This window comes from Nocardia sp. NPDC051030, assembly GCF_040683015.1.
Taxonomy (GTDB): Bacteria; Actinomycetota; Actinomycetes; order Mycobacteriales; family Mycobacteriaceae; genus Nocardia.
The window spans coordinates 12517-37015 of record NZ_JBFBCD010000005.1 but is presented as its reverse complement, the minus strand read 5'-3'; the positions used below and the strand labels follow the sequence as shown (position 1 = coordinate 37015).

General features: G+C 67.0%; 22 protein-coding genes. 10 read left to right on the top strand and 12 right to left on the bottom strand.

Features of this window, described 5'->3' with window-relative positions; genetic code table 11:
• Positions 1 to 37 precede the first annotated feature (37 nt).
• The 3 genes from fahA to AB0N05_RS17855 all read right to left on the bottom strand — a co-directional run bounded on the left by fahA (position 38) and on the right by AB0N05_RS17855 (position 3179).
• Complete coding sequence (fahA, locus tag AB0N05_RS17865) at positions 38 to 1216, bottom strand: fumarylacetoacetase (RefSeq protein WP_364694812.1); 1179 nt, start codon at positions 1214 to 1216, stop codon at positions 38 to 40.
• A gap of 13 nt (positions 1217 to 1229) precedes the next feature.
• The gene (locus AB0N05_RS17860) at positions 1230 to 2435 is read right to left on the bottom strand and encodes a homogentisate 1,2-dioxygenase domain-containing protein (RefSeq protein WP_364694809.1); all 1206 of its coding nucleotides are present in this window, start codon (positions 2433 to 2435) and stop codon (positions 1230 to 1232) included.
• A 117-nt stretch (positions 2436 to 2552) separates the two neighbouring features.
• On the bottom strand, positions 2553 to 3179 hold the full coding sequence (locus AB0N05_RS17855; protein ID WP_364694806.1) for a TetR/AcrR family transcriptional regulator: 627 nt from the start codon (positions 3177 to 3179) through the stop codon (positions 2553 to 2555).
• A gap of 190 nt (positions 3180 to 3369) precedes the next feature.
• Between AB0N05_RS17855 and AB0N05_RS17850 the strand changes: the two genes are divergently transcribed.
• The 4 genes from AB0N05_RS17850 to AB0N05_RS17835 all read left to right on the top strand — a co-directional run bounded on the left by AB0N05_RS17850 (position 3370) and on the right by AB0N05_RS17835 (position 9055).
• The gene (locus AB0N05_RS17850) at positions 3370 to 5289 is read left to right on the top strand and encodes an acyl-CoA dehydrogenase family protein (RefSeq protein ID WP_364694803.1); all 1920 of its coding nucleotides are present in this window, start codon (positions 3370 to 3372) and stop codon (positions 5287 to 5289) included.
• 121 nt (positions 5290 to 5410) lie between these two features.
• Positions 5411 to 6364, top strand: coding sequence for an oxygenase MpaB family protein (locus tag AB0N05_RS17845; protein WP_364694801.1), 954 nt, complete (start codon positions 5411 to 5413; stop codon positions 6362 to 6364).
• 118 nt (positions 6365 to 6482) lie between these two features.
• Positions 6483 to 8309: an acyl-CoA dehydrogenase gene (locus AB0N05_RS17840; protein WP_364694798.1), complete on the top strand. Its 1827-nt coding sequence runs from the start codon at positions 6483 to 6485 to the stop codon at positions 8307 to 8309.
• Positions 8310 to 8416: 107 nt separating this feature from the next.
• Positions 8417 to 9055, top strand: a complete 639-nt coding sequence (locus AB0N05_RS17835) for a hypothetical protein (protein ID WP_364694795.1) — start codon at positions 8417 to 8419, stop codon at positions 9053 to 9055.
• Here AB0N05_RS17835 and AB0N05_RS17830 read toward each other — a convergent pair.
• The 3 genes from AB0N05_RS17830 to AB0N05_RS17820 all read right to left on the bottom strand — a co-directional run bounded on the left by AB0N05_RS17830 (position 9052) and on the right by AB0N05_RS17820 (position 11502).
• Positions 9052 to 9867 carry an exodeoxyribonuclease III gene (locus AB0N05_RS17830; RefSeq protein ID WP_364694792.1) on the bottom strand — a complete coding sequence of 272 codons (816 nt, stop codon included), beginning with the start codon at positions 9865 to 9867 and terminating at the stop codon, positions 9052 to 9054. The genes AB0N05_RS17835 and AB0N05_RS17830 overlap by 4 nt on opposite strands.
• A gap of 68 nt (positions 9868 to 9935) precedes the next feature.
• On the bottom strand, positions 9936 to 10889 hold the full coding sequence (locus tag AB0N05_RS17825) for a GNAT family N-acetyltransferase (RefSeq protein ID WP_364694789.1): 954 nt from the start codon (positions 10887 to 10889) through the stop codon (positions 9936 to 9938).
• A gap of 13 nt (positions 10890 to 10902) precedes the next feature.
• Positions 10903 to 11502 carry a peptide deformylase gene (locus tag AB0N05_RS17820; RefSeq protein ID WP_364694786.1) on the bottom strand — a complete coding sequence of 200 codons (600 nt, stop codon included), beginning with the start codon at positions 11500 to 11502 and terminating at the stop codon, positions 10903 to 10905.
• Between the two features lie 230 nt (positions 11503 to 11732).
• Between AB0N05_RS17820 and AB0N05_RS17815 the strand changes: the two genes are divergently transcribed.
• The 5 genes from AB0N05_RS17815 to AB0N05_RS17795 all read left to right on the top strand — a co-directional run bounded on the left by AB0N05_RS17815 (position 11733) and on the right by AB0N05_RS17795 (position 16301).
• Positions 11733 to 12071 (top strand): DUF3263 domain-containing protein, encoded by a 339-nt coding sequence (locus tag AB0N05_RS17815; protein WP_364694783.1) that lies wholly within the window; start codon positions 11733 to 11735, stop codon positions 12069 to 12071.
• Between the two features lie 52 nt (positions 12072 to 12123).
• On the top strand, positions 12124 to 12711 hold the full coding sequence (locus AB0N05_RS17810; RefSeq protein ID WP_364694780.1) for a LytR C-terminal domain-containing protein: 588 nt from the start codon (positions 12124 to 12126) through the stop codon (positions 12709 to 12711).
• Positions 12712 to 12898: 187 nt separating this feature from the next.
• Complete coding sequence (locus tag AB0N05_RS17805; protein WP_364694777.1) at positions 12899 to 13582, top strand: superoxide dismutase family protein; 684 nt, start codon at positions 12899 to 12901, stop codon at positions 13580 to 13582.
• A 13-nt stretch (positions 13583 to 13595) separates the two neighbouring features.
• Positions 13596 to 14741 carry a glutamate--cysteine ligase gene (locus AB0N05_RS17800; protein ID WP_364694774.1) on the top strand — a complete coding sequence of 382 codons (1146 nt, stop codon included), beginning with the start codon at positions 13596 to 13598 and terminating at the stop codon, positions 14739 to 14741.
• Positions 14742 to 14996: 255 nt separating this feature from the next.
• A complete protein-coding gene (locus tag AB0N05_RS17795) occupies positions 14997 to 16301 on the top strand; it encodes a DUF5933 domain-containing protein (protein ID WP_364696429.1) in 1305 nt (434 codons plus the stop codon).
• 11 nt (positions 16302 to 16312) lie between these two features.
• On the opposite strand, the gene AB0N05_RS17790 is transcribed toward AB0N05_RS17795, so the two are convergent.
• The 4 genes from AB0N05_RS17790 to AB0N05_RS17775 form a co-directional block, all read right to left on the bottom strand.
• The gene (locus AB0N05_RS17790; protein WP_364694771.1) at positions 16313 to 17632 is read right to left on the bottom strand and encodes a hypothetical protein; all 1320 of its coding nucleotides are present in this window, start codon (positions 17630 to 17632) and stop codon (positions 16313 to 16315) included.
• A 161-nt stretch (positions 17633 to 17793) separates the two neighbouring features.
• Positions 17794 to 20049 carry an AAA family ATPase gene (locus AB0N05_RS17785; protein WP_364694768.1) on the bottom strand — a complete coding sequence of 752 codons (2256 nt, stop codon included), beginning with the start codon at positions 20047 to 20049 and terminating at the stop codon, positions 17794 to 17796.
• A gap of 114 nt (positions 20050 to 20163) precedes the next feature.
• Positions 20164 to 21048 carry a CDP-diacylglycerol--serine O-phosphatidyltransferase gene (gene pssA, locus AB0N05_RS17780; protein ID WP_364696427.1) on the bottom strand — a complete coding sequence of 295 codons (885 nt, stop codon included), beginning with the start codon at positions 21046 to 21048 and terminating at the stop codon, positions 20164 to 20166.
• Positions 21048 to 21764 (bottom strand): phosphatidylserine decarboxylase, encoded by a 717-nt coding sequence (locus tag AB0N05_RS17775; protein ID WP_364696424.1) that lies wholly within the window; start codon positions 21762 to 21764, stop codon positions 21048 to 21050. Before AB0N05_RS17775 ends, pssA begins: the two co-directional genes overlap by 1 nt.
• A 239-nt stretch (positions 21765 to 22003) precedes the next feature.
• Between AB0N05_RS17775 and AB0N05_RS17770 the strand changes: the two genes are divergently transcribed.
• Positions 22004 to 23032: a beta-ketoacyl-ACP synthase III gene (locus AB0N05_RS17770; protein WP_364694765.1), complete on the top strand. Its 1029-nt coding sequence runs from the start codon at positions 22004 to 22006 to the stop codon at positions 23030 to 23032.
• On the opposite strand, the gene AB0N05_RS17765 is transcribed toward AB0N05_RS17770, so the two are convergent.
• Together AB0N05_RS17765 and AB0N05_RS17760 are read right to left on the bottom strand one after the other, a co-directional pair.
• The gene (locus AB0N05_RS17765) at positions 23033 to 23719 is read right to left on the bottom strand and encodes an SIMPL domain-containing protein (RefSeq protein WP_364694762.1); all 687 of its coding nucleotides are present in this window, start codon (positions 23717 to 23719) and stop codon (positions 23033 to 23035) included.
• A gap of 67 nt (positions 23720 to 23786) precedes the next feature.
• Positions 23787 to 24239 (bottom strand): SRPBCC family protein, encoded by a 453-nt coding sequence (locus AB0N05_RS17760; protein ID WP_364694759.1) that lies wholly within the window; start codon positions 24237 to 24239, stop codon positions 23787 to 23789.
• Positions 24240 to 24499 lie beyond the last annotated feature (260 nt).

Sequence of the window (24499 nt, the reverse complement as noted above, 5' to 3'; positions counted from 1 at the left end):
GAACTATTACTCCGCGAACGGCGGGTCGAGCCGCAAGTCAGCGCACCGGCAGAATCCGCCCCCGGACCTCGCCCAGCGTCAATCGGCCACCGCCCACGGCCGGAGCCGAGGCCGTGATCGACACCTCGTCACCGTCCTCCAGGAAGGTGCGCTTCGCATCGCCCAGATCGATGGGTTCGGTGCCGTTCCAGCTCATTTCCATGAACGAGCCGCGCTCATCGCGCTCGGCCCCGGAAATCGTGCCCGAGGCGAACAGGTCACCCGTGCGGGTGGACGCGCCGTTCACCGTCATATGCGCCAGCATCTGCGCCGGTGACCAGTACATGCGGCGGTACGGGGGAGTGGAGACCCGCTGCCCGTTCCAGTCCACGCGCAGGTCGATGTCCAAACCCCAGGCACCGCTGCCGGTCAGGTAGGGCAGCGGTTCGGGATCCTGCGCGGGCAGCGGAATCCGCGCCGCGGCCAAGGCATCCAAGGGCGTCACCCACGCGGATACGGAGGTAGCGAAGGACTTGCCCAGGAAGGGGCCGAGGGGTTGCGCTTCCCACCCCTGGATATCGCGGGCCGACCAGTCGTTGACCAGCGCCACCCCGAATACGTGCTCGGCGAAGTCCTCCGTCCGGATCGGGATGCCCAGGGCCGAACCCGCGCCGACCACGAATCCGAGCTCGGCCTCGATATCGAGGCGGCGGCTCGGCCCGAATTCCGGTGTCCCGGCACTTGTTCGGGTCTGCCCCCGCGGCCGGGTGATCTCGGTCCCCGACACCACGACCGTGCCCGACCGCCCGTGATACCCCACCGGCAGATGCCGCCAATTCGGCAGCAGCGCTTCACCATCCGGCCGGAAGATGCGGCCCATGGCGGTGGCATGATCGAGGCTGGCATAGAAATCCACGTAATCCGCGACCTCGATGGGCAGGTCCACACGGACCGCCTGCACCGAATGCACCGCCGCCGCGGGCAATTCCGATTCGGCGGCGGCATGCACTCGTTCGCGCACCTCCCGCCAGCACTGCGGGCCCTGCGTCATGAACGCGTTCAGGCTGGGCTGGGCGAACATCGGATCATCCAGGGCCACCGCCAGATCGATGATGCTCTCACCCACTCGCGCACCCACCCGCGGCTCACCCCCGCGCGGGCGGAATACGCAGTAGGGGAGATGCGTCAGCCCGAATCCCGAATCCTCGGGGATTTCGATCCGCACACGGCTATTCATATCCACCCGTCCCTCAGATCCACTTCTCCGGCCCACGCCCCGACCAAGTCCACGCATAATTCGGGTCCTCGCAGGCCAGCGCGGCCTCACCCAGTTGCAGCGGATGGAAGGTATCCACCATGACCGCCAGTTCATCGAAGAATTCGATGCCGATGCTGCGCTCGTAGGCCCCCGGCTGTGGCCCGTGCGCGTACCCGCCCGGATGCACCGACACCGACCCCTGCCCGATCCCGGATCCCTTGCGCGCCTCGTAGTTTCCGCCGCAATAGAACATGATCTCGTCGGAATCCACATTGGAGTGGTAGTAGGGCACCGGAATCGACAGCGGGTGGTAGTCCACCTTGCGCGGCACGAAATTGCAGACCACGAAGTTATTGCCCTCGAACGCCTGATGCGCCGGCGGCGGCTGATGCACCCGGCCGGTGATGGGCTCGAAATCGGCGATATCGAAGGCGAACGGATACAGGCAGCCGTCCCAGCCCACCGCATCGAAGGGATGCGTCGCGTAAACCATTCGGGTGCCGACGATTTCACCGGCGGGACGATGCTTGACCAGCACCTCCACCTCGGTGCCGTCGGCGAGCAGTGGTTCGGCCGGACCATGGAGATCGCGCTCGCAGTAGGGCGCGTGCTCCAGCAACTGCCCGTACTTGGACAGGTAGCGCTTGGGCGGCGTGATATGCCCGCTGCCCTCGATAATATACGCGCGCAAGGGTTCCGGCCCGTCCGGCAGCCAGCGATGTGTGGTGGCGCGCGGCAGCAGCACCTGATGGCCCTGATGCACGGTGAGCGCGCCGAACACGGTCTCCACCCGGGCGCTCCCGGATTCGATATAGACCAGTTCGTCGCCGATGGCATTGCGGTACAGGGGTGATTCGCCGAGCGCGGCCACATACGAGAGCCGCACATCCGCATTGCCCAGCACCAGCCGCCGCCCGGTCACCACATCGGTGTCGCGCGGGGTGTCCCCGGGGAACAGGTCGTGCAGCTTCAAATGCCGGTGCCGCAGTGGATGATTCGGGTGGGTCCGCTGATCCGGTAGCGCCCACACCGTGGAATCCACTATGGCGGGCGGTAATCCGCGGTGATAGAGCAGCGAGGAGTCGCCGGAGAAGCCCTCTTCTCCCATCAGCTCCTCGTAATAGAGCTGACCCTGCGCATCCCGATGTTGTGTATGCCGCTTGGGCGGCACCGATCCGACTTGCCGATAGAACGTCATCGCCGGTCTCCCGTTGACTATTGGGTCCGTATTTCCCATCGTAGCCATCGGAATTGCGCAGCAACCCCGGTTTCAGGTGTTCGGATTGCGCAGTTTTCGAGCGTGCGGCTGGACCGCTCAGGCGTGCCGGAGGGCGCGATAGACGGCCGCGCCCACGAATTCGCCCAGGGTGTCGGGGTTCCAGTCCGGCGAACCGGTCAGCAGGGTGCGGACCGCACCCTCACCGGCGGACACCCACAGTTCCACCAGTGCCGGAAGTTTGCGCTCGGCATCCTCGGTGCCCCAGGCGCGCAGGGTCGGTCGCAGTCGCCGGGTGCAGCGTTCCACCGCGAGATCGCGGCCGCGGCCGAACGAATCCGCCACCGCCGGATCGGGATTCCCGTACAGCAGCCGCCAGGTGTCGGGGCGGATGGCCACGGCGTGCAGCAGGGCGCGGAAGCCCTCCACGAATACGGCCTCGTCGGCCTCGACGCGGCGGCGCGGCAGGGTTTCCAGAATGCCGTTGAGTAGGTAGTCCTCCTCGCGGCGCATGAGCGCCTCGATGAGTTCGACTCGATCGGCGAAGCAGGCGTAGACGACCGGGCGGGTCACCTTCATGCGGTCGGCGACGGCGGCGATGGTGATCGCCGCGATGCCGTGCTCCACGGCGATCTCCAGCGCGGTGTCGAGCACCTGGGGTCGACGGCGTTCGGGCCCGAGATGCCGGGCGCGCTGCCGTGGTCGTACCGCCGAATCGGTGCCCATGAGGACCGACGATAGCAGCGCGCCGGGACAGGGGAACGGCTGGTCGGGGCCGGTCCGCGCGAGCGTGCCCGGTATGAGGCCTTCGCCCGTGTGGCGACTCCAAGATCATTTCCTGCAACGGTGAAGGAAAATGCTACTGTCGCGAATGAAAGTGCCCCGAGGTACCGCCGCCCCGCCCCAGGAAGCCGAGATGACCGAGACCCTCTTCAATCCGAAGACCTGCGCGTTCACCGAATTCGACGGAGAAACCCGGCGACTGCTGCGCGCCACCGTGAACTGGTTCGAGGATCGCGGCAAGGCCCGCCTGCTGGCCGACGCCCGCGACCGCGTCTGGTACGCCGAATTCCTCGATTTCGTGAAGACCGAACGCCTCTTCGCGATCTTCCTGACCCCGGCCGCGGAAGGCGGCGGCGATCCGGACAAGCGCTGGGACACCGCGCGCATCGCCATGCTGAGCAAGATCCTCGGCTTCTACGGCATGCAGTACTGGTACGTCTGGCAGGTCACCATCCTCGGCCTCGGCCCGATCTGGCAGAGCGCGAACAAAGAAGCCAAGGCGCGCGCCGCCGCGGCCCTGGACTCCGGCGAGATCTTCGCCTTCGGCCTCTCCGAACAGGCGCACGGCGCGGACGTGTACTCCACCGATATGGTCCTCGAGCCCAAGCCGCGCGGCGGATTCACCGCCACCGGCGGCAAGTACTACATCGGCAATGGCAATCAGGCCGCCATGGTCTCGGTCTTCGGCCGCCGCGCCGATAAGCCGATCATCGACTCCGCCGACTTCCTGCGGAAGATGACCGACGAGGAGTACTCGGGCTACCTCTTCTTCGCCGCCGACTCCCGGCACAAGAACTACAAGCTGCGCAAGAACGTCGTCGACTCCCAGATGTACGTCGCCGCCTTCGATCTGGAGAACTATCCGGTCGCGGAGTCCGACATCCTGCACACCGGCCGGGCCGCCTTCGACGCCGCCATGAATACCGTCAATGTCGGCAAGTTCAATCTCGGCTTCGGCGCGGTCGGTGCCTGCGAGCACGCCCTCTACGAGGCCGTCACGCACGCCGACAGCCGAATCCTGTTCGGGCACCGGGTCACCGAGTTCCCACAGGTGAAATCGCTGCTCGCGGACTGCTTCGCGCGACTGATCGGCATGAAGCTCTACAGCGAGCGCGCCATCGACTACATGCGCTCGGCCCGTGAGAACGACCGGCGCTACCTGCTTTTCAATGCCATCGAGAAGATGTCGGTCACCCGCAACGGGCAGAAACTCTATGAGGATCTGGCCGATGTGATCGCCGCGCGCGGCTTCGAGAACGATATGTACTTCCCCATGGCCATGGTCGGCATGTTCGGCCTGCCGCGCCTGGAAGGCACCGTGCACGTGAACCTCGCGCTGTCGCTGAAGTTCATGCCCAACTACATGTTCCATCCCGCCGATGCCGGATTGGCCGCGCTGCGTTATCTGCCCGGCGCGAGCGTCGCGCCCAAGGCGGCCGTGCGGGCCATCTCGGGTGCGCTCAGCTGGACCAGCCGTCGCGCGGCTGCTCCCGCGAGCCGGGCGGTGCCCACGCTGAAGGCCGAATTCGCCCGTGCCACACACGCTCCCGTGAAGACCCGCCGCGATGCCGCCGACGACGAATTCCTGTTCCGGCAGGGGCCGAGCAGCGGTCTGGGCAAGATCCGCTTCGCCGACTGGAAGCCGGTCTTCGAGAATTTCGCGCACGTACCGAATGTCGCGGTGTTCCTGGAGCAGGCCCTGGCCCTGCAAACCCTGCTGGCCGCAGCCACTCCCACGGCCGCGCAGCAGGAGGACGTCGACTTCCTGTTCGGGCTCGGCGAGCTGTTCACCATGGTCCCGTACGCCCAGCTCATTCTCGAGCAGGCCGAGATCGACGGCACCGATCCGGCCGTGCTGGATCAGCTCTTCGATGTCTTCGTGCGGGAGTTCTCCAAGCACGCGATCACCTTGCACAGCAAGCCGACCGCCACCAAGGCGCAGCAGACGCGCGCGCTCGATCTGGTGCGCCGCCCGGTGGCCGACGACGCTCGATTCGATGAGGTGTTGTCGCAGGTCAGAAAGCTGGCAGGTGCTTACGTCATGAACCCCTGAGCTTGCTAGCGTGGATTATGTTCGCGCAGCTCAGCAAATGCTACATTCGTGAATGAATAGGTCTTCCGGACTGATTCGGCGTCCGGAAGACCGCGCATCGACACTGCAAAGGAGCAGCACGATGACCGCAGCGACCACGCGTCCGCAATTCGACGCACCCGCCCGGACCATCCGCGAAGTCGACTACGGCTTCTTCGGGCCGGACTCGCCCACCTGGAAGGTCTGGACCGCGTCCACCGCGGTCATCGGATTCCAGCGCGCGGTCACCCTCGAGCATTTCGATCCCGCGCTCACCGCGGCCGTCGCCGATGTCGGCGGCATCTACACCGATCCGCGCGGGCGGCTCGACCACACCTTCGCCTACTTCCTGATCGCCGCGGTCGCCGACAGTCGGATGGCCATCGAGGCCTCCGAACACCTCATGCAGGTGCACGCCAAGGCCACCGGCATCGAGCCGATCAGCGGAAAGCGCTACAGCGCGAACAATCCCGACTCTCAGCTGTGGATTCACGTCACCGGCTGGCATTCGGTGCTCAAGTGCTACGAGATGTACGGTCCCGGCCCGCTCAGTCCGGCCGAGGAGAAGCAGTACTGGGCCGACTGCGTCACCGCCGCCGAACTCCAGACCTGCAAACCGGCCGACGTCCCCCGCTCGCGTGAAGAGGTCCGCGAATACTTCGCCATGATGCGGCCCAAGCTCAGCTCCTCCGAGCGCGCCCACCGCGGCATGCACTACCTGCTGTTCACGCCGTCCGATCGCGGCTTCAAGCTGTGGGCGGGCAGTCGTCTGGTCGCGCCCGCGGCCATCGCCACCCTCCCCAAGTGGATGCGCGAAACCGGCGGCTTCGACCAGCCCGGCCTGCTCGACGCCGCCTACCCGCGGGCGGTGCGAATCGCCATCGCCGCTCTGAAGAATGACCGCCTGAAGCTGGCGGTCGCCCGCAATGGCGTCGGCCCGATGACCGCGCGACTGCTGAAAGAGCACATGGAAGCGGGAATCCCGCAGAATCCGATCACCGTGACTCCGTCGCAAGCGCGCGAACTATACGGCCGCGCGGCCCGAACCACCGCCTGACGGTGCTAGTGACCGGAGGCACAAACGCCTACGGTGGCGTAGCCGGACGAGCGTACGGCAAACTGCACTCGATCATCAGGAGCTTGATCGCGAAAACCTAGGCGAGGAGGCCATTCCCGTGTCCCATTACAAGGCGAACCTGCGAGACATCGAGTTCAACTTGTTCGAAGTCCTGGGAATCGGCGAGCTGCTGGACACGGGTGCCTACGGCGACCTGGACAGCGAGACCGCCCGCGACATGCTCACCGAGGCCAAGCGGCTCTCCGAGGGACCGATCGCCGAATCCTTCGTGGAGGGCGACCGCAACCCGGTCGAGTTCATCCCGGATCAGCACACCATCACCGTCCCCGAATCGCTGAAGAAGACGGTCGCGGCCGTCAACGACGCCGGTTACTCGGGTCTCGGCATGTCCGAGGAGATGGGTGGCGTGCCCGCGCCGAACGCCCTCATCTGGGGCATTCAGGAAATGATCGTGGCCGCCAACAACTCGGCCAGCTTCTTCAATATGGGCCCGCTCATGCACAAGGTCATCTTCGACGAGGGCACCGAGCAGCAGCAGCGCTGGGCCGCGCACGCCTGGGAGAACCGCTGGGGCGGCACCATGGTGCTCACCGAGCCCGACGCCGGCTCCGACGTCGGCATGGGCCGCACCAAGGCCGTGCAGCAGGCCGACGGCACCTGGCACATCGAGGGCGTCAAGCGCTTCATCTCCGGCGGCGATGTCGGTGATACCGCCGACAACATCTTCCACCTGGTGCTGGCCCGCCCCGAAGGCGCGGGACCGGGCACCAAGGGTCTGTCCCTGTTCATCGTGCCCCGCTTCCACTTCGATCCCGAGACCATGGAGATCGGCGACAAGAACGGCGCGCTGGTCACCGGCGTCGAGCACAAGATGGGCATCAAGTCCTCGCCCACCTGTGAGATCACCTTCGGCGGCGACATCCCGGCGGTCGGATACCTGGTCGGCGACAAGCACAATGGCATCGCGCAGATGTTCAAGGTCATCGAGAACGCGCGGATGATGGTGGGCACCAAGGCCACCGGCGCGCTGTCCACCGGTTACCTGAACGCCCTCGAATACGCCAAGCAGCGCGTGCAGGGCGCGGACCTCACCCAGATGACCGATAAGGCCGCGCCGCGGGTGACCATCACCCATCACCCGGATGTGCGTCGTTCGCTGGCCACCCAGAAGGCCTACGCGGAAGGCCTACGCGCGCTGTACATGTACTGCGCTTCGCACCAGAACGCCGATGTCGCCGAAGCCAATTACGGGATCGACGCCGAGCTGGCGGAGAAGGTCAACGACCTGCTGTTGCCGCTCGTCAAGGGCTGCGGTTCGGACCGCGCGTACGAGAGCCTGACCGAATCGCTACAGACCCTGGGTGGTTCGGGATACCTCCAGGACTACCCGATCGAGCAGTACATCCGCGACTGCAAGATCGACTCGCTGTACGAGGGCACCACCGCCATCCAGGCGCAGGACTTCTTCTTCCGCAAGATCATTCGCGATAAGGGCGTCGCCCTCGCGCACGTGGCCGGGCTGATCCAGAAGTTCATCGACGGCGGACCCGACCAGTTCAAGGCCGAGCGCGAACTGCTCGGCACCGCGCTGGCCGATGTCCAGGGCATGGCCGCCGCGCTGACCGGCTACCTGATGGCCGCACAGGCGAACCCGGAGGAGCTCTACAAGGTCGGCCTCGGCTCGGTCCGGTTCCTGTACGCCACCGGCGATCTCGTCATCGCCTGGCGACTGCTGGAATCCGCCGCCATCGCCCAGGCCGCCCTCGACGCGGGCGCCGCCGAGAAGGACAAGAACTTCTACATCGGCAAGGTCGGCATCGCGTCCTGGTTCGCCAAGAACAAGCTGCCGCTCATCACCGGCGTCCGCTCGGTCGTGGAGAACCTCGACAACGACATCATGAAGCTGGACGAAGCAGCTTTCTGATCTTCAGCGCGTGTCATGTCGGCGTGTCTCAGGGCTCGCCGACATGACACGCGCGTTCTGTCTGTGACCTGCCGAGTTGATTGCCGCACAACGGGTACAACTACCGCATGGTCTTCCCGGTATCGTTCGGCTGGATTCAGATCCTGCTGATAGTGATGGCGATCGCGGCGATCGCGCTGCTGGTGACCGCGCTCTTCAAGGCGCGCAAGGTGGGCTGGAAAGTCCTCGCCGGGCGTGGCGCGGGCGCGATCTCGCTGATCCTCGCCGCCGTGGTGATCCTCTGGGTCACCACCCTGCTGCAAACCTTCCTCGGCCTCACCGGTGAGGTGAAGGCGGCGCATATCGTCGCCTCCCCGGTCTCCGGTCAAGAGCACCTGCTCGACGTCGACCTCACCCTCTACGGGGACAAGGACCACGACGAGCAGCACCTGAAATACCAAGTCGAGGGCGATATGTGGGTCCTGCAGGCCAATATCGTCGAAATGGAACCGTGGGTGAACGCCCTCGGCTTCAGCTCCGGATACAAGGTCACCCGGCTCTACGGGCAGCGCCTGGACGGCATCGCCACCAAGCAGAACCACATCTTCCTCAATGGCGGCGACGGCGACTTCTTCCAGGACATGAAGAAGGAGAGCTGGTACACCAAGCCGTTCGTCCGCTCGGCCTACGGCAATGCCGTCATCGCCACCGCGGGCAACTACGACGTCTACATCTCCCGGGACGCGATCAAGACCAGACCCGCTTAACCGGCGAGGTCCGCGATCACCGGGGCGTGATCGCTGGCTCCCTTGCCCTTTCGCTCCTCGCGGTCCACGTTCGCCTCGGTGACGCGGGCCGCGAGAGCGGGGGAGCCGAGAATGAAATCGATGCGCATGCCCTCTTTACGAGGGAAGCGCAGCTGGGTGTAGTCCCAATAGGTGTAGACGCCGGGTCCGGGATGGAACGGGCGCATCACATCCGAGAAGCCCGTCTCGGCGAAGGACTCGAAGGCATCGCGCTCCTTCTCCGAGGTGTGCGTCTTGCCCTCGAAGAACTCCGGCGACCACACGTCCAGATCGGTCGGCGCGATATTCCAGTCGCCCACCAGCGCGATCTGCGTGTCCGGATCCTCCGCCAGCCACTTCGCACCCGAGTTACGCAGGGCCGCAAGCCATTCCAGCTTGTAGGTGTAATGCGGATCGTCCAGCGCGCGGCCATTCGGCACGTACAGGCTCCACACCCGCACGCCGCCGCAGGTCGCGCCGACCGCCCGCGCCTCCACCACCGGAGTGCTCAGCAGGGACGCACCGGCGTCCTTGTCGAACCCGGGCTGATCCGGGAAACCGATCTCCACATCCTCCAGGCCGATTCGCGAGGCGATCGCGACACCGTTCCACTGGTTCAAGCCCACGTGCGCGACCTCGTACCCGGCGGCCTCGAAGGCCTCGAACGGGAACTGCTCGTCCTTGCACTTGGTCTCCTGCATGGCCAGCACGTCGATATCGTGGCGGTCCAGCCAGGAGAGCACCCGATCCTGCCGGGAGCGAATCGAATTCACGTTCCAGGTCGCGAGACGCACGGGAAACCTTTCAGCACTATGGGTTTTCAAGCATGGGGTTTTCGAGCATGGGGTTTTCGAACCATGAACTACGGGGCGGCGTACCGGTACGCGTGATGTTCGAGGAACCCCATCTCCCGATACAACGCCACCGCTGCTTCATTGTCCGCCTCCACCTGCACGTAGGCATGTGTCGCACCGCGCGCCTGCCCCCAGCGGATCATCTCCGCGCACAGCAGCGCACCGAGTCCGCGCCTGCGATGCGCCGCCCCGACGGCCACGCAGGTCAGGCCCACCCAGCGCCGTCCGTCCGGCGCGGTGGTGACCGCCGCCCGGCCGATGGCCACCGGTGTCGGCAAACCCAGTGCGGCGAAACCGACCTCACCGTCGCGAACCGCGGTCAGCACCTCCACCACCGGCGTCGAACCGACATCGGTGTCGCCGCCGCGATGGCGGTGCATGGACAGCCACGCCCCATCCGGTTCGGGCGTGAACCGCACCATCGGCGGCCCCTCCGGCAGGGGCAAGGTCTCGATATCGGCCGCCAGCACCAGGGTTTCGTTCCAGGTCCGCCAGCCCGACGGCACCGCCGCCAGCCGATCCGGCAGCAGCAGTTGCAGGGGCAGCCCGTGCGCGGTGTACCACTCGCCGATGCGATGCAGCGCCTCCGTGCTCGCCAGCGCCGGACCCTCCGAACCGCCCAGCGGCACCGCCGAATTCGCGCGCCCGGTATATCCGGTCCCGGCCCGCAGCAGCCAGCCGTCGATCCAGGCGCGCTGCACGCCCGGCCAGCCGTCGGCGGCCGCGGCCTCCAGGGCGCGGATCTCGCTGGTCCGAATCGGCCTGGGGCCGAGCGCCTTCCACGCCACCACCCGATCCCGGGCAATGGAGATCACCTGGCCGTCGGCGGTGCGCACGGTCAGCGGATCGGCGTGCAGGAGTTCACCGATCACATCGGTGAGCGGTTGCGGATACCCCTCGGGCAGGCGGTAGCGCACCACCACCCGCCTGCCGATCGGCGGCAGCCCGGAATCAGGTGTCATATGCGGCGGGGGATCAGTCGTCGTGGTCGTCGTGGCCGAACGGGTCCGGGACGGTGCCCGGAATCCAGCTCAGACCCGGAGCGCCCCAGCCATTGCGCTTGATCGCCTTCTTGGCGGCGCGGGCATTGCGGCCGACCAGCACGTCCACGTACAGGAAGCCGTCCAGGTGGCCGACCTCGTGCTGGAGCATGCGCGCGAAGAAGCCGTGGCCCTCGATCTCGACCGGCTCGCCCTTCTCGTCGGTGCCGGTGACCTTGGCCCAGTCGGCACGACCGGTCGGGTACTGCTCGCCGGGGACGGAGAGGCAGCCCTCCTCGTCGTCATCCGGATCCGGCATGGTCTCCGGAATCGCCGAGGTCTCGAGCACCGGGTTGATCACCGCGCCGCGGCGGCGCACCACGGTGCCGTCCGGGTTCTCGTCCGGGCAGTCGTAGATGAACAGCCGCAGCCCCACGCCGACCTGATTCGCGGCCAGGCCCACGCCATTGGCGGCATCCAGGGTTTCGTACATGTCCGCGATCAGTTCGGCCAGTTCCTCAGGGGTCTGCGTGACCTTCTCGGTCGGGTTGTGCAGAACCGGGTCGCCGACGATGACGATCGGGAGAATAGCCATGCTCAGAGCCTACTGGGTGGCTGCTCGCGGCCGGTCCGGTGCCCTTTGCCGGTGCCGCCGGGCAGACCGTACAGGCAAACCGGACAGCCGGCCCCGGCCTGCGACACGCCGGGTGTGGATCACAAAAACACGCCGAGCGGTACGCATCGGGAACGTCTCGCCGCGTGGTTGAATGGCCCGAGACGCACAAGCACCATATTCGTCTGGTGACCACTCGGCGAGGGAGCACTATGGACAGCGCAGCGGCACGGGATATTTCCGCAAGCGAGCACCGCCCTTCCGCGAGCGAGGACCTCGCGGCCGATGCGGATGGCGCGCACGGGCTTTCCCGCCGCGAACTCGACATCCTCGATTTCGAGCGCAAATGGTGGAAGTACGCCGGCGCCAAAGAGGAAGCCATTCGCGAGCTGTTCGACCTCTCGCCCACCCGCTACTACCAGGTGCTCAATGCCGTCGTCGACAAGCCCGAGGCCCTCGCCGCCGACCCCATGCTGGTGAAGCGCCTGCGCCGGCTGCGCGCCAGCCGCCAGAAGACCAGGGCCGCACGCCGTCTCGGATTCCAGGTGTGAAGCACGCCCGCACTGCCGCACGCGAGCGCCCGCAACGATTAGGCTCGACGCCGTGAGCAACCCGATTTCGCCGTCCGGCGGTCCGCCGCTGCGGGCCCTGGCCATGGTGCTGATCGCCCTGGCCATCGTGTTCGCCGGGTTGGGCGCCATGTCATTGTCGAGTTCGGACTCCTCGAGCGCGTCCGAAACCTCCGCCGCGCCCAGCACCACTGTGGCCCAGCCGGTTTCGGCCCCGTCGTCCGCGGTCGCGCCGCCGGTCACGACCGCCCCGGCCGCCACCACGACGCCACCCGTCACCACGACCACGGCTCCGGTCACCACCACCCCGCCGACCACCGCACCCTCAGCAACCTCTGCCGCCGACAAGTCCGTTCCCGTACGGGTTTACAACAATGGCGTCATCGCGGGCCTGGCCGCCCAGACCGGCGGGCAGCTCACCGCCAGCGGCTGGAATGTCACCGAGACCGGCAACTACGCCACCGGCGTCATCCCCAAAACCACCGTGTACTACGGCAGTTCGCCCGGTGAGCAGGCGGCGGCCGTCGCCATCGCCAAGGAACTCGGCGTCACCGCCGAACCGCGTTTCCCCGGAATCGCCGATTCCCCGCCGGGAGTCATCGTCATCGTGACCGGCAACTGAGGTTACCGAGGTTTCAGCACGCGGCCAGGTGGCATAGCGGTCTCGACCGAGTCTCTTCACAGGCAACAGAACACCCGGATGGCCCCTCCATCGGAGGGGATCACGCCTCTGGCATCATCTTGTCCGAGTAGCAATCATGTCCAGTCAGCTTTACCCGTAAACTCGGTACTCGTAAAGGAGTTCCCCGATGGCCCCGTCCACAACTCGTCGCCCGTCCTGGTGGACAGTGACCCCGGTGCTTGCGGTCGCGGTCCTCGGCCTCACCGCCTGCTCCAATGGTCAGGAGTCGAGCGAAGTCAAGGGGACGACTCCGCCGGTCTTCACCAGCGCCTCGGCGCCGGCCGGCACCCCCGAAGGCCTCGGCAACACCAGCGAGCCCCGCGATTCCGTCAGCGCCACGCTGAAGGACTCCAATGGCGTCTCGGTCGGCAGCGCCACCTTCACCAATAAGGGCGGCCATCTCGAGGTCGTCGTCGAAGCGCACGGCCTCAAGCCCGGCTTCCACGGCCTGCACCTGCACCAGAACGGCAAGTGCGAGCCGAACTCCATGCCGCCGAACGGCGGCGCGCCCGGCGACTTCCTGTCCGCCGGCGGCCACTTCCAGGTCGGTGACCAGAACGCCAAGCCCGCCAGCGGTGACCTCACCTCGCTCGAGGTCCTCAAGGACGGTTCGGCCAAGCTGACCACCAGCACCGATGCCGTCACACTCGAGGAGATCAAGGGTAAGGCCCTGATCATTCACGCGAGCGCCGACAACTTCGGAAACGTCCCCACTCGCTACACGCAGCCCGGCGGCGCTACCGGGCCGGACGCCGACACCATGGCGACCGGTGACGCGGGCGCTCGGGTCGCCTGCGGCGTCGTCTCTTAATACAGGGTGATCCATGGCCGGGGCAGGCATCTCGAAGGTCCACTTCAACAGCTCGCCCCGGCCCACGCTGGGCGTCGAATGGGAAGTCGCGCTCGTCGACAAGCAGACGCGCGACCTATCCAACCGGGCCGCAGACGTTTTCGACGCCTGCGGTGACCTGCGTGCCTGGGACGGCACGCCACAGATCACCAAGGAACTGCTGCGCAATACCGTCGAGCTGGTCTCCGGTAAGCATGACAATGTCGGTGAAGTCGTCGACGAGCTACGCGCCACCCAGGACGCCGTGCGCCGCGCCGCCGACCGGCTCGGGGTCGACATCTTCTGCGCCGGAACGCATCCCTTCGCGCAATGGTCCACGCAGCAGCTCACCCGCAGCGCCCACTACGACGAGCTGATCGAGAGAACCCAGTGGTGGGGCCGCCAGATGCTGATCTGGGGCGTGCACGTGCACGTCGGAGTCTCCCACCCGGAGAAGGTCTTCCCGATCCTCAACAGCCTGCTGCTGTCCTATCCGCATCTGCTCGCGCTCTCGGCCTCGTCCCCCATGTGGGCGGGCGTCGACACCGGCTACGCCAGCAATCGCGCGCTCATGTTCCAGCAGCTACCCACCGCCGGACTGCCCTTCCAGTTCGAAAACTGGACCCAGTTCGAGGCTTTCGCGCACGATCAGATGAAAACCGGTGTGTTCGAACAAATCGGCGGCATGCACTGGGATATCCGCCCCGCTCCCAAGTGGGGCACCATCGAGGTCCGCATCTGCGACGGCACCCCCACCCGCACCGAACTCTCCGCCCTCGTGGCGCTCATCCACTGCCTCATCGTCGACCTGGACCGCCGCGTCGAGGCCGGTGAGACGCTGCCCACCATCCCACCGTGGCATGTGCAGGAAAACAAGTGGCGCGCAGCGCGTTACGGCCTGGACGCCATCATCATCACCGACGCCGACAGCAATGAGCGCCTGGTCACCGACGACCTCATGGACCTGCTCAACCGGCTCGAGCCCACCGCCAAGAGCCTCGGCTGCGAGAACGAACTCGCCCTGGTCGCCGAGATCCCCAAGCACGGCGCGTCCTACCAACGTCAGCGCCGCGTCGCCGCGGGCGCACAGGGCGATCTGGTCGCGGTGGTCGATTCGCTCGTGCAGGAGTTGCGGCACTAGCTCCCCGCGCGGCCCGGATGATGCGGTGTGGCCACGCCGACCGCGAATTCTGGGAGTGTGATTTTCGCTACTCCCATCCACGTACGCCGTACGCGCTGGCCAGGGGTGATATCGCCGCCACCGGGGGCTGTTCATCTCACACGGTAGGCGGCGTTCAACTACTCACGGGGTCGGCGTTCATGCGACGTTTACTATGGCTGAGTGTTGCTCGAGGGACCGCGTTCCGAATCAGTCGGCGAGGCGCGCCGCAACCGGATGCAGGCCCTGTCGTCGCGGCGCATCCGGATCGCCGTGCTGGCCGCTGTTCCGGTGCTGCTCATCGCCCTGCAGATCGTGGCCGCGCGCAATCACTTCCTCGGACCCGTCGAAAGCATCCGGGCCGACTTCCTCGGCAGCCCCAAATCATTCACCGTGCCGTGGGCAGGGCTCGGGCTCGCCCTGATCGGACTGTCCTGGCGGCACCGGTTCATCGCGCTCGGCTCCGCGCTGGGCATCGACCTCGTCTACCAGGGGGTGCGCTCGCTCTCGGGCGGGCCGCTGGCCATGGGCAATGGCCCGGTCATCGTGCTCACCGCCATCGTCGTCATCGCGGCCTGGCGCTGGGACGGCATCGAACGCCGCAACGCGCTGCACGCCGCCGCCCTCGGCATTCTGCTGGTGCTGTCCAACAAGGTCGCCGACGTCTGGCTGATGATCACCATGATGGCCGGGCCCAAGGTCCTCGACGAACACGTCGTCCTGGTCGACCACGCGCTCGGCGACCCCTCCTGGCTCATGGGCCAACTGTTGGACGCGGCCGGGCCCATCCCCACTTTCGTATTGCATTGGGTCTACATCGAATTGCCGCTGGGCGCGATGATCGTGACCATCTGGCAGCTGCGCAATGTGGTCAAGACCGGACAGTGGCCCGGCCACTATCTGGTGCGCACCTTCCTGACCGTCGGCCTGATCGGGCCGATCTTCTACGTGATCTTCCCCGTGGTCGGGCCGATCTTCGCCTACGGCGCGGACGGGCACGCCTTCTCCCTCGGCGACTACTGGCCGAATATCGTGCCGCCCATCGACATGACCCCGGGCTCACTGCGATTCGACACCATCACCCCGCGCAACTGCATGCCCTCGCTGCACACCGCATGGGCGCTCTCGCTGTTCATCCACTCCCGCCGCGATGTGATCACCGGCCAGGCCGCGCCGCTGTGGCTGCGCTGGGGCGGCACCTTCTGGCTCCTGGCCACCCTGTCCGCCACTCTCGGCTTCGGCTACCACTACGGGGCCGATCTGGTGGCGGGCGCGGTGTTGTGCCTGGCCATCGAATCGGGACTCCGTGCGCCCGAACGAGGTTGGGACAGTACGCGTATCCGGCTGGTCGGCGCGGGCGCGCTGCTGTTCGCCGCGCTGCTGCTGTCCTACCGCTACCTCTCGCTGACCTACGCCGAACATCCGGTTCCCGCGGGGATTCTCGTGCTGAGCGTGTTCGCGGCCTATGTGACCGCGTTCTATCGCACCTGGTTCGCGGCCGTGCCCGTGGCGGCCGAACCCTTCGCTGCCGTCCGCGCCTGACCGCCTCCGGTCTATTGCTCGTCGGGCTTTGTGCCGCGCGAAGATTCGGATGATTCGTCCGATCCGGTGGCAGCGGCGGCCGGTATCGGAGGCGGCGCGGGCCGATTGTGCCGCAGCAATGTCAGACTCCCCGCGCAGCCGAGCGTGATCAGCACCGCCGCCCAGGCCGGGGCCGGCGAATTCCCGCCCATCACCGTGCACACCACCTTGTCCGCGCCCTGGAGCGCGTAGTGGCCGCGAGAGGTGTAGTCCCGCAAACCCATTACCGCCGACGGTATGAAGATCACCATGGTGCCCAGCACCCGGCTCGGCACATAACGCGGCGTGGCGGCGGTCAGGCCGAAGCCGAACAGCCAGGCCAGCACGGCCGTGCCGCCGACGGTCAGCAGTGCCCAATCGGCGTCCTCGGTGAAGGCCGTGACCACCCCCAGCGCCCCCAGCCCCGCCAGGCAGAGCATCGGCGCGCCGTGGCGGCTGCCCGACCACATGCCCAGCGCGGCCACGCCCACCAGCACCGGAATCGACCAGGCGGGCAGATTCTCGGTGAGGGTCGCCGAACCCACCGCCGCCAGGGCCGCACCGATCAGCACCAGTTCGCCGTCGCGGCGTGGCAGCAGCATGGCGGCAATGAGCGCGGTGGTCACCGACGACACCACACCCAGCCCGATCGCGGCCACGCTGCCACCGTGCCGGGCCAGCCATTCGGCGCTCACCAGGGTGATCAGCACCAGCACCACGCCCGCCAGAATCGGCGTCAGCGGCAGTTCGACGGACGGCTTGCGGGCCGGCGGGCGATTGCGATTCATGAGCACGCCGAGGGCGACCAGCACCAGCGCGACCTCGATCATCCACATGGGCGGCATATCCGAGGCTGTCCAATGCGGCATCAGCGCATCCTCGGCCGTGCTGCCGCCCATGCGCGGAAGCGGGTTCACCGAGCCGATCAGCAGGCTGATCAGCGCGCCGAGAGTCCAGCCGTAGGCGGGCAGCTTGTGATGCAGCACGGCCGCGCCCAGCGCGCCCATGATCACGCCGCCCGCGGTCGAGTCGATGAAATTCAGGGTGGCGAGGGAGGTGGTGGGGTCGACGGTGTGACCGAAGGCGTGATTGGCCAGCAGCGCCACCAGCCCGCCCAGCGCGGTGCCCCACGCCACGACCACGCTGCCGAGCGTGGTGACCAGCACCGCCGTGATCATGGCGACCAGGACGCCCGCGGCGACCGCGCGCGGCAGGCTGTAGGCCAGCAGATCGAGCTGCAATGCGGAGGTCTCGGACGTCCAGCCGAAATCGATCGGCAAAGCCAGCGACAGTCCGGCAACCGTTGTCGCCACTAGCGCCGTCACCGTCTCGAGCGCTACTTGATACGACCTCACCTGGGTGAAACTACCGGCGATAGACCTACCGGTCGGTCCGACTCGCCCTCAATGCGAGGTTTGCTAATCGGATTCTGTAATAGAACCGATTGGTCTGTTACTGCTGGTCTCGATCCCGCTCACACATAGCCCGGGGAGGAGCCGGGCTGGCCCGCGTTGGCGCGCTGCTCGGCGTACTTGCGCAGCGCCTCCACCTGAAGCGGATCCAGCGACGGCCGCACCGTCTTGCGAGCCGCCGCGACATCGGCGGCGGTCACGACATCGGCATCGATATCCCGGCGCAGCGCCGACAGCGCGGCCTCGCGCAGCAGGGCCGAGCAGTCCGCGGCCGAATAACCCTCCAGATCCTCGGCCAGCTTCCGCAGCCGCACATTTTTGGCCAGGTGCACCCCGCCCTTGGCGGCGGTGTTCAGGATGTCGGCCCGCCCGGCGGCATCCGGCGGCGGCACGAACACCAGTTTCTCCAAGCGGCCGGGCCGAGTCAGCGCGGGATCGATCAATTCCGGCCGGTTGGTAGCGCCGACCACCACCACATCCCGCAGCGGCTCCACCCCGTCCAACTCGGTCAGCAGCGCCGCGACCACCCGATCCGATACACCCGAATCACTCGATTGGCCACGCCGCGGGGCGAGCGCGTCCACCTCATCCAAGAAGATCAGCGAAGGCGCGGAATCGCGGGCGCGCTGGAACAGCTCGCGGACCGCGCGCTCCGACGACCCGACCCACTTGTCCATCAGCTCAGCGCCTTTGACCGAGTGCACGCTCAACTGCCCCGTACCGGCCAGTGCCCGCACCAGGAACGTCTTGCCGCAGCCCGGCGGACCGTAGAGCAGTACCCCGCGCGGCGGATCGACACCGAGGCGCGCGAACGAATCCGGATGTTGCAGCGGCCACAGCACCGCCTCCGTGAGCGCCTGCTTCGTCTCGGTCATATCGCCGACGTCATCCAGGCTCAAACTCCCAATAGCCAGTTCCTCCGAACCTGAACGCGATAAAGGGCGGATGACCTTCAGAGCCTCGATCAGGTCTTCCTGTCGGATGGCCGGTTCGCCGTGCTCGCGGCTGGCTCGCGCCGCCGCCAGCAGCGCCGACTCCCGCACCAGCGCCGCCAGGTCAGACACCACGAATCCGGGTGTGCGCGAGGCGATTACATCGAGTTTCAAGTCTTCCGTCGGCGCATTTCGCAATAGCTGTTCGAGCAGCGCCGCCCGTACCACGGCGGTAGGCAGCGGCAGTGACACCTCCCGGTCGCACAGATCCGGGGCGCGCAGTCGCGAATCAACCCCGGACGCATCGGAAGTCGTCGCCAGTAGGGCGACCGCCGGATGCGCCACGACCGCTCGCAATTGATCGAGGATCAGCGTCGCCACCGGCTCGGCGGCCAGAGGCAGCAGGGCGTCGATATCGGAGATGATCAGAATCCCGCCCGCGCCCCCGCAGATATCGGTCGCGGCGCTATTGACCGCTTGCAGCCGGGCCCCGGGCTCGGTCGCCCCGACCGCCGGTCCATCCAGGGCCACCACCCGTCGCGAACCGGCCACCGCGCGCGCCAGAGTCGCCTTGCCGACACCGGCCGGTCCGGTGATCAAGATGCCCAGATGTGAGGACGCGCCAAGGGTTTTCAGCAATTGCGGCTCGTCCAGCGCCAGCTTCAGCCATTCCCTCAGCTTGGCTGCCTGCGCCTGGACTCCGGCCAGATCCGCCACCGCCACCGCCGAAACGGGAGCTGCCGACTGCGGCTGATCGATCCGAACCGGAGCCCGCACCGCCTCGCCGACAGGCGTGGCCTGCGCGTGATCGGTGACCGGGACGCCCGGCCCCCACACCACCGCGGTATTGGGTTGCACGCTGACCGGCCCGCTGGCGGGGTCCGTCGCGGTCACGGTGAGCAGTTCCGAGGACCACGCGAACCCGAAGGCGCGCGACAGTGCCCGTGAGGCGGGCGCGGTACTGGTGCCCGGTCCCAGATCACGAGGTGAGAGTGAGACCGTGTCGCCTGCGGTGACGATCTTCCCGAGCAGCGCCTGCCGCAGTGTCGCCTCCGGAATCGAGGCGGTGGCGTGGGCCGAGCCGGTCACCGAAATCTGGCGTGCCCCATAGACGGTCACCGGGGCCACCACCACCGTCGAGTTCTCCCGCACCCCCACGTTGGACAGCGTCACCTCGTCCAGCAGTGCCGTCCCCGGTGCGGTCCCGGCGGGCGCGACCGCCACCACCGCGGCCGTCCGCCGCGCCCCGATCAGCGCGATCCCGTCCCATTCCCGCAAGCCGAGCGCCGTCAGCGTCTCGGGATGCAGCCGCACCAGCCCCTTCCGGTTGTCTGCGGCCTTGGTATTGAGTCGGGCGGTCAGCGCGAGTTCCGGCACGGAACCCATTGTGCCCGCCGCGGTCTGTTCTCAGTCCGGGCTCGTCCGGACCGTGCCCGGAAAGTGCTCGGCCCCGCTCGATTCCGTCATGGATTCGAGCGGGGCCGAGCGGAATTCGAGCGGTCAGAGCCGTCCGCTGGGGCGGCGCAGCCGCAGCCGGGCCGAGGACACCCGGGGCACCCGGCCGAGCGGCCGGATACGCCGCTGCGCCCGGCGCTGTGCCCGGCGTTCGGCGGGCTTGTGATCCCAGGTCTCCGGCCGGGCCGCCACCCAGCGCGCCGAATGCACGGCGAACGGGATGTGGCCGAGGTACAGCGCCACCAGTCCGATCATCAGTATGAGCGGGTAGGTGACCAGCAGGGCGGCCGCCAGCGCGACCAGCACCAGCAGTATGGGCGCGGTCCTGGGCGCGACCGACACCGACTTGATGGCCAGGGTCGGCAGCGTGCTCACACAGAGCAGTCCGGTGAATACGGTCCAGATCGCGACCGCCGGGAAGCTGACCCACCAGCCGTCATGGAACTGCTCGGACAGCGCGATCGGCAGCAGCACGATGAGCGCGCCCGCCGGTGCGGGGACGCCGACGAAATACTCACGCTGCCAATCGGGCACATTGTCGTCGTCCATGAGCGTGTTGAAGCGGGCCAGCCGCAGCACCATGCAGACCGCGAACATGAGCGCCAGAATCCAGCCGACGCTGTCGGAGTGCAGGAAGGTCACGTACAGCACGAGTGCCGGTGCGACGCCGAAGGCAATGGCGTCAGATAGCGAATCGAGTTCCGCGCCCATCTTGGTGGTGGCATCCAGCATGCGGGCGATGCGACCGTCCAGCATGTCGAAGATGGCGGCCGCGCCGACCAGCGCCAGCGCCATGCCGAGCTGCCCCTGCATGGCGAACTTGATCGCCGAGAGCCCCGAGCACAGACCCAGGATGGTCACCATGCTCGGTAGCAAGCGGACAGTGCGATTCCGGCGGCGCGCCACGGGCGCGGGCGCGAGTTGTTCCATCATGAATCCAGTTCGGCCAGCACCGTTTCCGCGCCTATGGTCCGCTGCCCGGGCACGACGAGCAGTTTGGTGCCGATCGGGAAGTAGGTGTCCACGCGGGAGCCGAACCGGATGAGGCCGTAGGTCTCACCGATCGAGAGCTTGTCGCCGACCTTGGCCTCGCACACGATGCGCCGGGCCAGCAGGCCCGCGATCTGCACGACGACGATGCGCTTGCCGTTCTCGGCCTCGATGACCATGCAGTTGCGCTCATTGGCGTCACTGGCCTCGGGCAGGTCCGCGGAGAGGAATTCGCCCTTCTTGTAGACGATGCTCTCCACGACGCCGCTGACCGGCGTGCGCTGCACGTGCACGTCCAGCACCGACAGGAAGATGCTCACGCGCGGCAGCGGCTGATCGCCGAGGTTCAGTTCGGCGGGCGGCACCGCGGTGTCGACAAGGGCGACCTCGCCGTCGGCGGGCGCGACCACGACACCGGGCCGGTTCGGCGGCACGCGATGGGGGTGCCGGAAGAAGGTGGCGCAGGCAGCGGCCGCGAACAGGCCCGTGCGACGCACCCACTTGTGCCGGAAGCCCAGCGTGGCGACCGTGAGCGGCGCGGCCACGAAGGGCAGGCCGGCCGGATGCAGCGGCGGGATGGCGGAGCGAACCAGGTCGGCGACGTGGCCGAGTCCGGTTTGTTCGGGGGTGCCGGGCGGGGTGGGACGGCGGGCCACAAGCTCCTCTTTCATGCGCGGGTAGGTGCGGTTTCGGACCGCGATCACACGATACGGGAACGTGGCCCAGCGCTCGCAGTGTCGGCCTCGGACGTCGCAGTGAGCCGCCTGGCAATACCCCTCGATTGTGAGCATAAGCACACGCATGAGAGTCTGTTCCGATTAATATGAGGGAGCCTCATGTCTGATTGGGCACCCGATGAAGGTCACGTTCGACGCGCGGTACATAGGAGAAGACCATGTCTGCTCGAATTGCCTCGATCAGCGGGGCAGAGCACACGGCAATGCTCGGGCTCGGCGTGTACCGCCCCGCTCGGGTCGTGACTAATGATGAGGTTGCCGGCCCCATCGACTCCAGCGACGAATGGATTCGGACGCGTTCCGGAATCCGCACCCGCCGCTTCGCCTCCCCCGAGGAGACGATCATCGCCATGAGCGCCGCGGCCTCCCGCGATGCCATCGAGGCCGCCGAGATCGACGCGAACCAGATCGACTGCGTCATTGTCGCCACCTCCACCTGGCTGCTGCTCACTCCCGCCGCTGCGCCGCAGATCGCCACCGAACTCGGGCTGACCGGCGTCGCCGCCTTCGATATCTCCGCCGGATGCGCCGGGTTCTGCCACGCCCTGGCGGTGGCCTCGGATCTGGTGAAGGGCGGCACCGCCCGGAATGTGCTGGTGATCGGCGTGGAACGCCTCACCGACGCGATCAATCCGAAGGACCGCGGCACCGCCTTCCTGTTCGCCGACGGTGCGGGCGCGGTCATTGTCGGGGCCGCGGAGGAGCCGAGCATCGGCCCGACGGTGTGGGGTTCGGACGGCACCCAGCATCACGCCATCCGCCAGGACAAGGACTGGATGGACTTCTTCCGCGAGATCGACGAGCAGGGCCTGGACGCCGTGCGCCCCTATCTCGCCATGGAGGGCACGGCCGTATTCCGCTGGGCCGCACACTCATTGGAGAAGGTCTGCCGCGATGCCATCGAACGCGCGGGCCTGACCCCCGAAGAACTCGACGCCATGGTTCCGCACCAGGCCAATGGCCGGATCATCGAAATCATGGCCCGCGTACTGAAACTCCCCGAGCACTGCGCCCTGGCCAATGACATCGAGGAGACCGGCAATACCTCGGCCGCCTCGATCCCCCTGGCCATGGAGGCCATGATGCGTAAGGGCGATGCCAAACCCGGCGGCACCGCCCTGCTCATCGCCTTCGGTGCGGGCCTGTCCTACGCGGCCCAGGTGGTCACGCTGCCGAACTGGAAGTAACTAGCCGAGATTCCATACGACTGTGACCGTGAAGGTCACCGTTTGCTGGCCCGGTTCGAGATTGAAGGTCGAGGCCGGGGCGGCTTCCTTCAGCGTGGTGGGGGAGGAGCCGCCACTGTTCTCGCTGATGGTGTGGACCGACTTCAGCTTGAGCCCGGAGAGATCGGCGTACTGCTGTGCCCGGCTCTTCGCGTCGTCGAATGCGCGTGCGCGCGCATCGGAGAGCAGTTTGGTGTTGTCCTCCAGCCCGAATGACACCGAGCTGATCCGGGTTTCATTGCCACCGGCCTTGACCGCCGCATCCAGGATGGACGAGGCCTTGGTCAGATCCCGGACCGCTACGTGCACGGAGTTGGTGGCCCGGTATCCGGAGATCTCGCGGCCGTCCGGGCCGTAGTTCGGGTAGACGGACAGGTCGCTGGTGCGAATGTCCTCGCGTTTGGCCCCGGCAGTGACCATCGCGTCGGTAATGGCCTTGGCCTTGTCATTGGCCGTGTCGACCGCGGTGGACACATCGGGGGCGGTGACCTCGGCCCCGAGGTCGGCATTGAGCACGTCGGGCGTGCCCTGCACTTTTCCGCTGCCGACCACGGTCACGGTCCGATCGCCATCGTCGGAGCTGCCGCAGCCGGTCAGAAGTAGCGCGAGACCGGTGGCCGCGGCGCAGATACCTGTAAGTCGTCGCATGGTCCGAACCTACGCAGGATTGCGCTGGGTCACCGGCAAACACGCCTCCGTGTTCGACGGCGATGTCTCAGCGCTCGACGACGGCCTTGATCTTGCCGAGCGTTTCGTTCATGCCCGCGACGAGCGAATCCTCGAACCCCTCTTCGGGCCCGAACCCTGCCGAGATGGCCTTGCGGGAGAACGCGCTGACCCCGTGGGGGATATCGCGGCGCTGGATGACCCGGGTGCCGCCCTCGGTGGGTTCGAGTGTGAAGCTCCAGATGACGCGGCTCTCGTTCATCCGGAAGGCGATGGCCCGATTGGGTTCGAAGCGCACCACCCGCGAGGTGGTGGGCCAGAACTTGCTGCCGTCGCGATTGAGGTTGACGGTCCAGGTGCCGGTGTGGACGCGGCGGCCGAGCGGCTGCATGCGCACGCACTGCGGGCTGAACTCGGGCATGCGCTTGAGGTCGGAGACGATGTTCCAGACCTGCTCCGGCGCTGCCTTGATGTCGATGGTGGCTTCGAGTTCTTTCGGCAACGGTGCCCCCTGGAGACGTGATTGTCGGTCACAGTCATCCTAGTTCCGGACACTGAAAATCAACTAGATCACATTCCGGTGTTGCCGACCCGCCAAAAGTAATGCGCGGCGCACAATATGGGATAGACGAAGCAACAGACACTGCCACCAGCTTCCGACGGGAAACGTGAGGTGATCGGCCGTGAACCTGCGCTCGCTCCTACATCGCAAGGCCCAAGCGGTCCCGCTCCTGCCTGCTGAAGAGTCGGGTTCGACCGCGC

Coding starts and splice junctions, on each gene's coding strand:
- fahA (WP_364694812.1), bottom strand. CDS start 1,216: ATGAATAGCCGTGTGCGGATCGAAATCCCCGAGGATTCGGGATTCGGG.
- AB0N05_RS17860 (WP_364694809.1), bottom strand. CDS start 2,435: ATGACGTTCTATCGGCAAGTCGGATCGGTGCCGCCCAAGCGGCATACA.
- AB0N05_RS17855 (WP_364694806.1), bottom strand. CDS start 3,179: ATGGGCACCGATTCGGCGGTACGACCACGGCAGCGCGCCCGGCATCTC.
- AB0N05_RS17850 (WP_364694803.1), top strand. CDS start 3,370: ATGACCGAGACCCTCTTCAATCCGAAGACCTGCGCGTTCACCGAATTC.
- AB0N05_RS17845 (WP_364694801.1), top strand. CDS start 5,411: ATGACCGCAGCGACCACGCGTCCGCAATTCGACGCACCCGCCCGGACC.
- AB0N05_RS17835 (WP_364694795.1), top strand. CDS start 8,417: ATGGTCTTCCCGGTATCGTTCGGCTGGATTCAGATCCTGCTGATAGTG.
- AB0N05_RS17825 (WP_364694789.1), bottom strand. CDS start 10,889: ATGACACCTGATTCCGGGCTGCCGCCGATCGGCAGGCGGGTGGTGGTG.
- AB0N05_RS17820 (WP_364694786.1), bottom strand. CDS start 11,502: ATGGCTATTCTCCCGATCGTCATCGTCGGCGACCCGGTTCTGCACAAC.
- AB0N05_RS17815 (WP_364694783.1), top strand. CDS start 11,733: ATGGACAGCGCAGCGGCACGGGATATTTCCGCAAGCGAGCACCGCCCT.
- AB0N05_RS17805 (WP_364694777.1), top strand. CDS start 12,899: ATGGCCCCGTCCACAACTCGTCGCCCGTCCTGGTGGACAGTGACCCCG.
- AB0N05_RS17800 (WP_364694774.1), top strand. CDS start 13,596: ATGGCCGGGGCAGGCATCTCGAAGGTCCACTTCAACAGCTCGCCCCGG.
- AB0N05_RS17795 (WP_364696429.1), top strand. CDS start 14,997: ATGCAGGCCCTGTCGTCGCGGCGCATCCGGATCGCCGTGCTGGCCGCT.
- AB0N05_RS17785 (WP_364694768.1), bottom strand. CDS start 20,049: ATGGGTTCCGTGCCGGAACTCGCGCTGACCGCCCGACTCAATACCAAG.
- pssA (WP_364696427.1), bottom strand. CDS start 21,048: ATGGAACAACTCGCGCCCGCGCCCGTGGCGCGCCGCCGGAATCGCACT.
- AB0N05_RS17770 (WP_364694765.1), top strand. CDS start 22,004: ATGTCTGCTCGAATTGCCTCGATCAGCGGGGCAGAGCACACGGCAATG.
- AB0N05_RS17765 (WP_364694762.1), bottom strand. CDS start 23,719: ATGCGACGACTTACAGGTATCTGCGCCGCGGCCACCGGTCTCGCGCTA.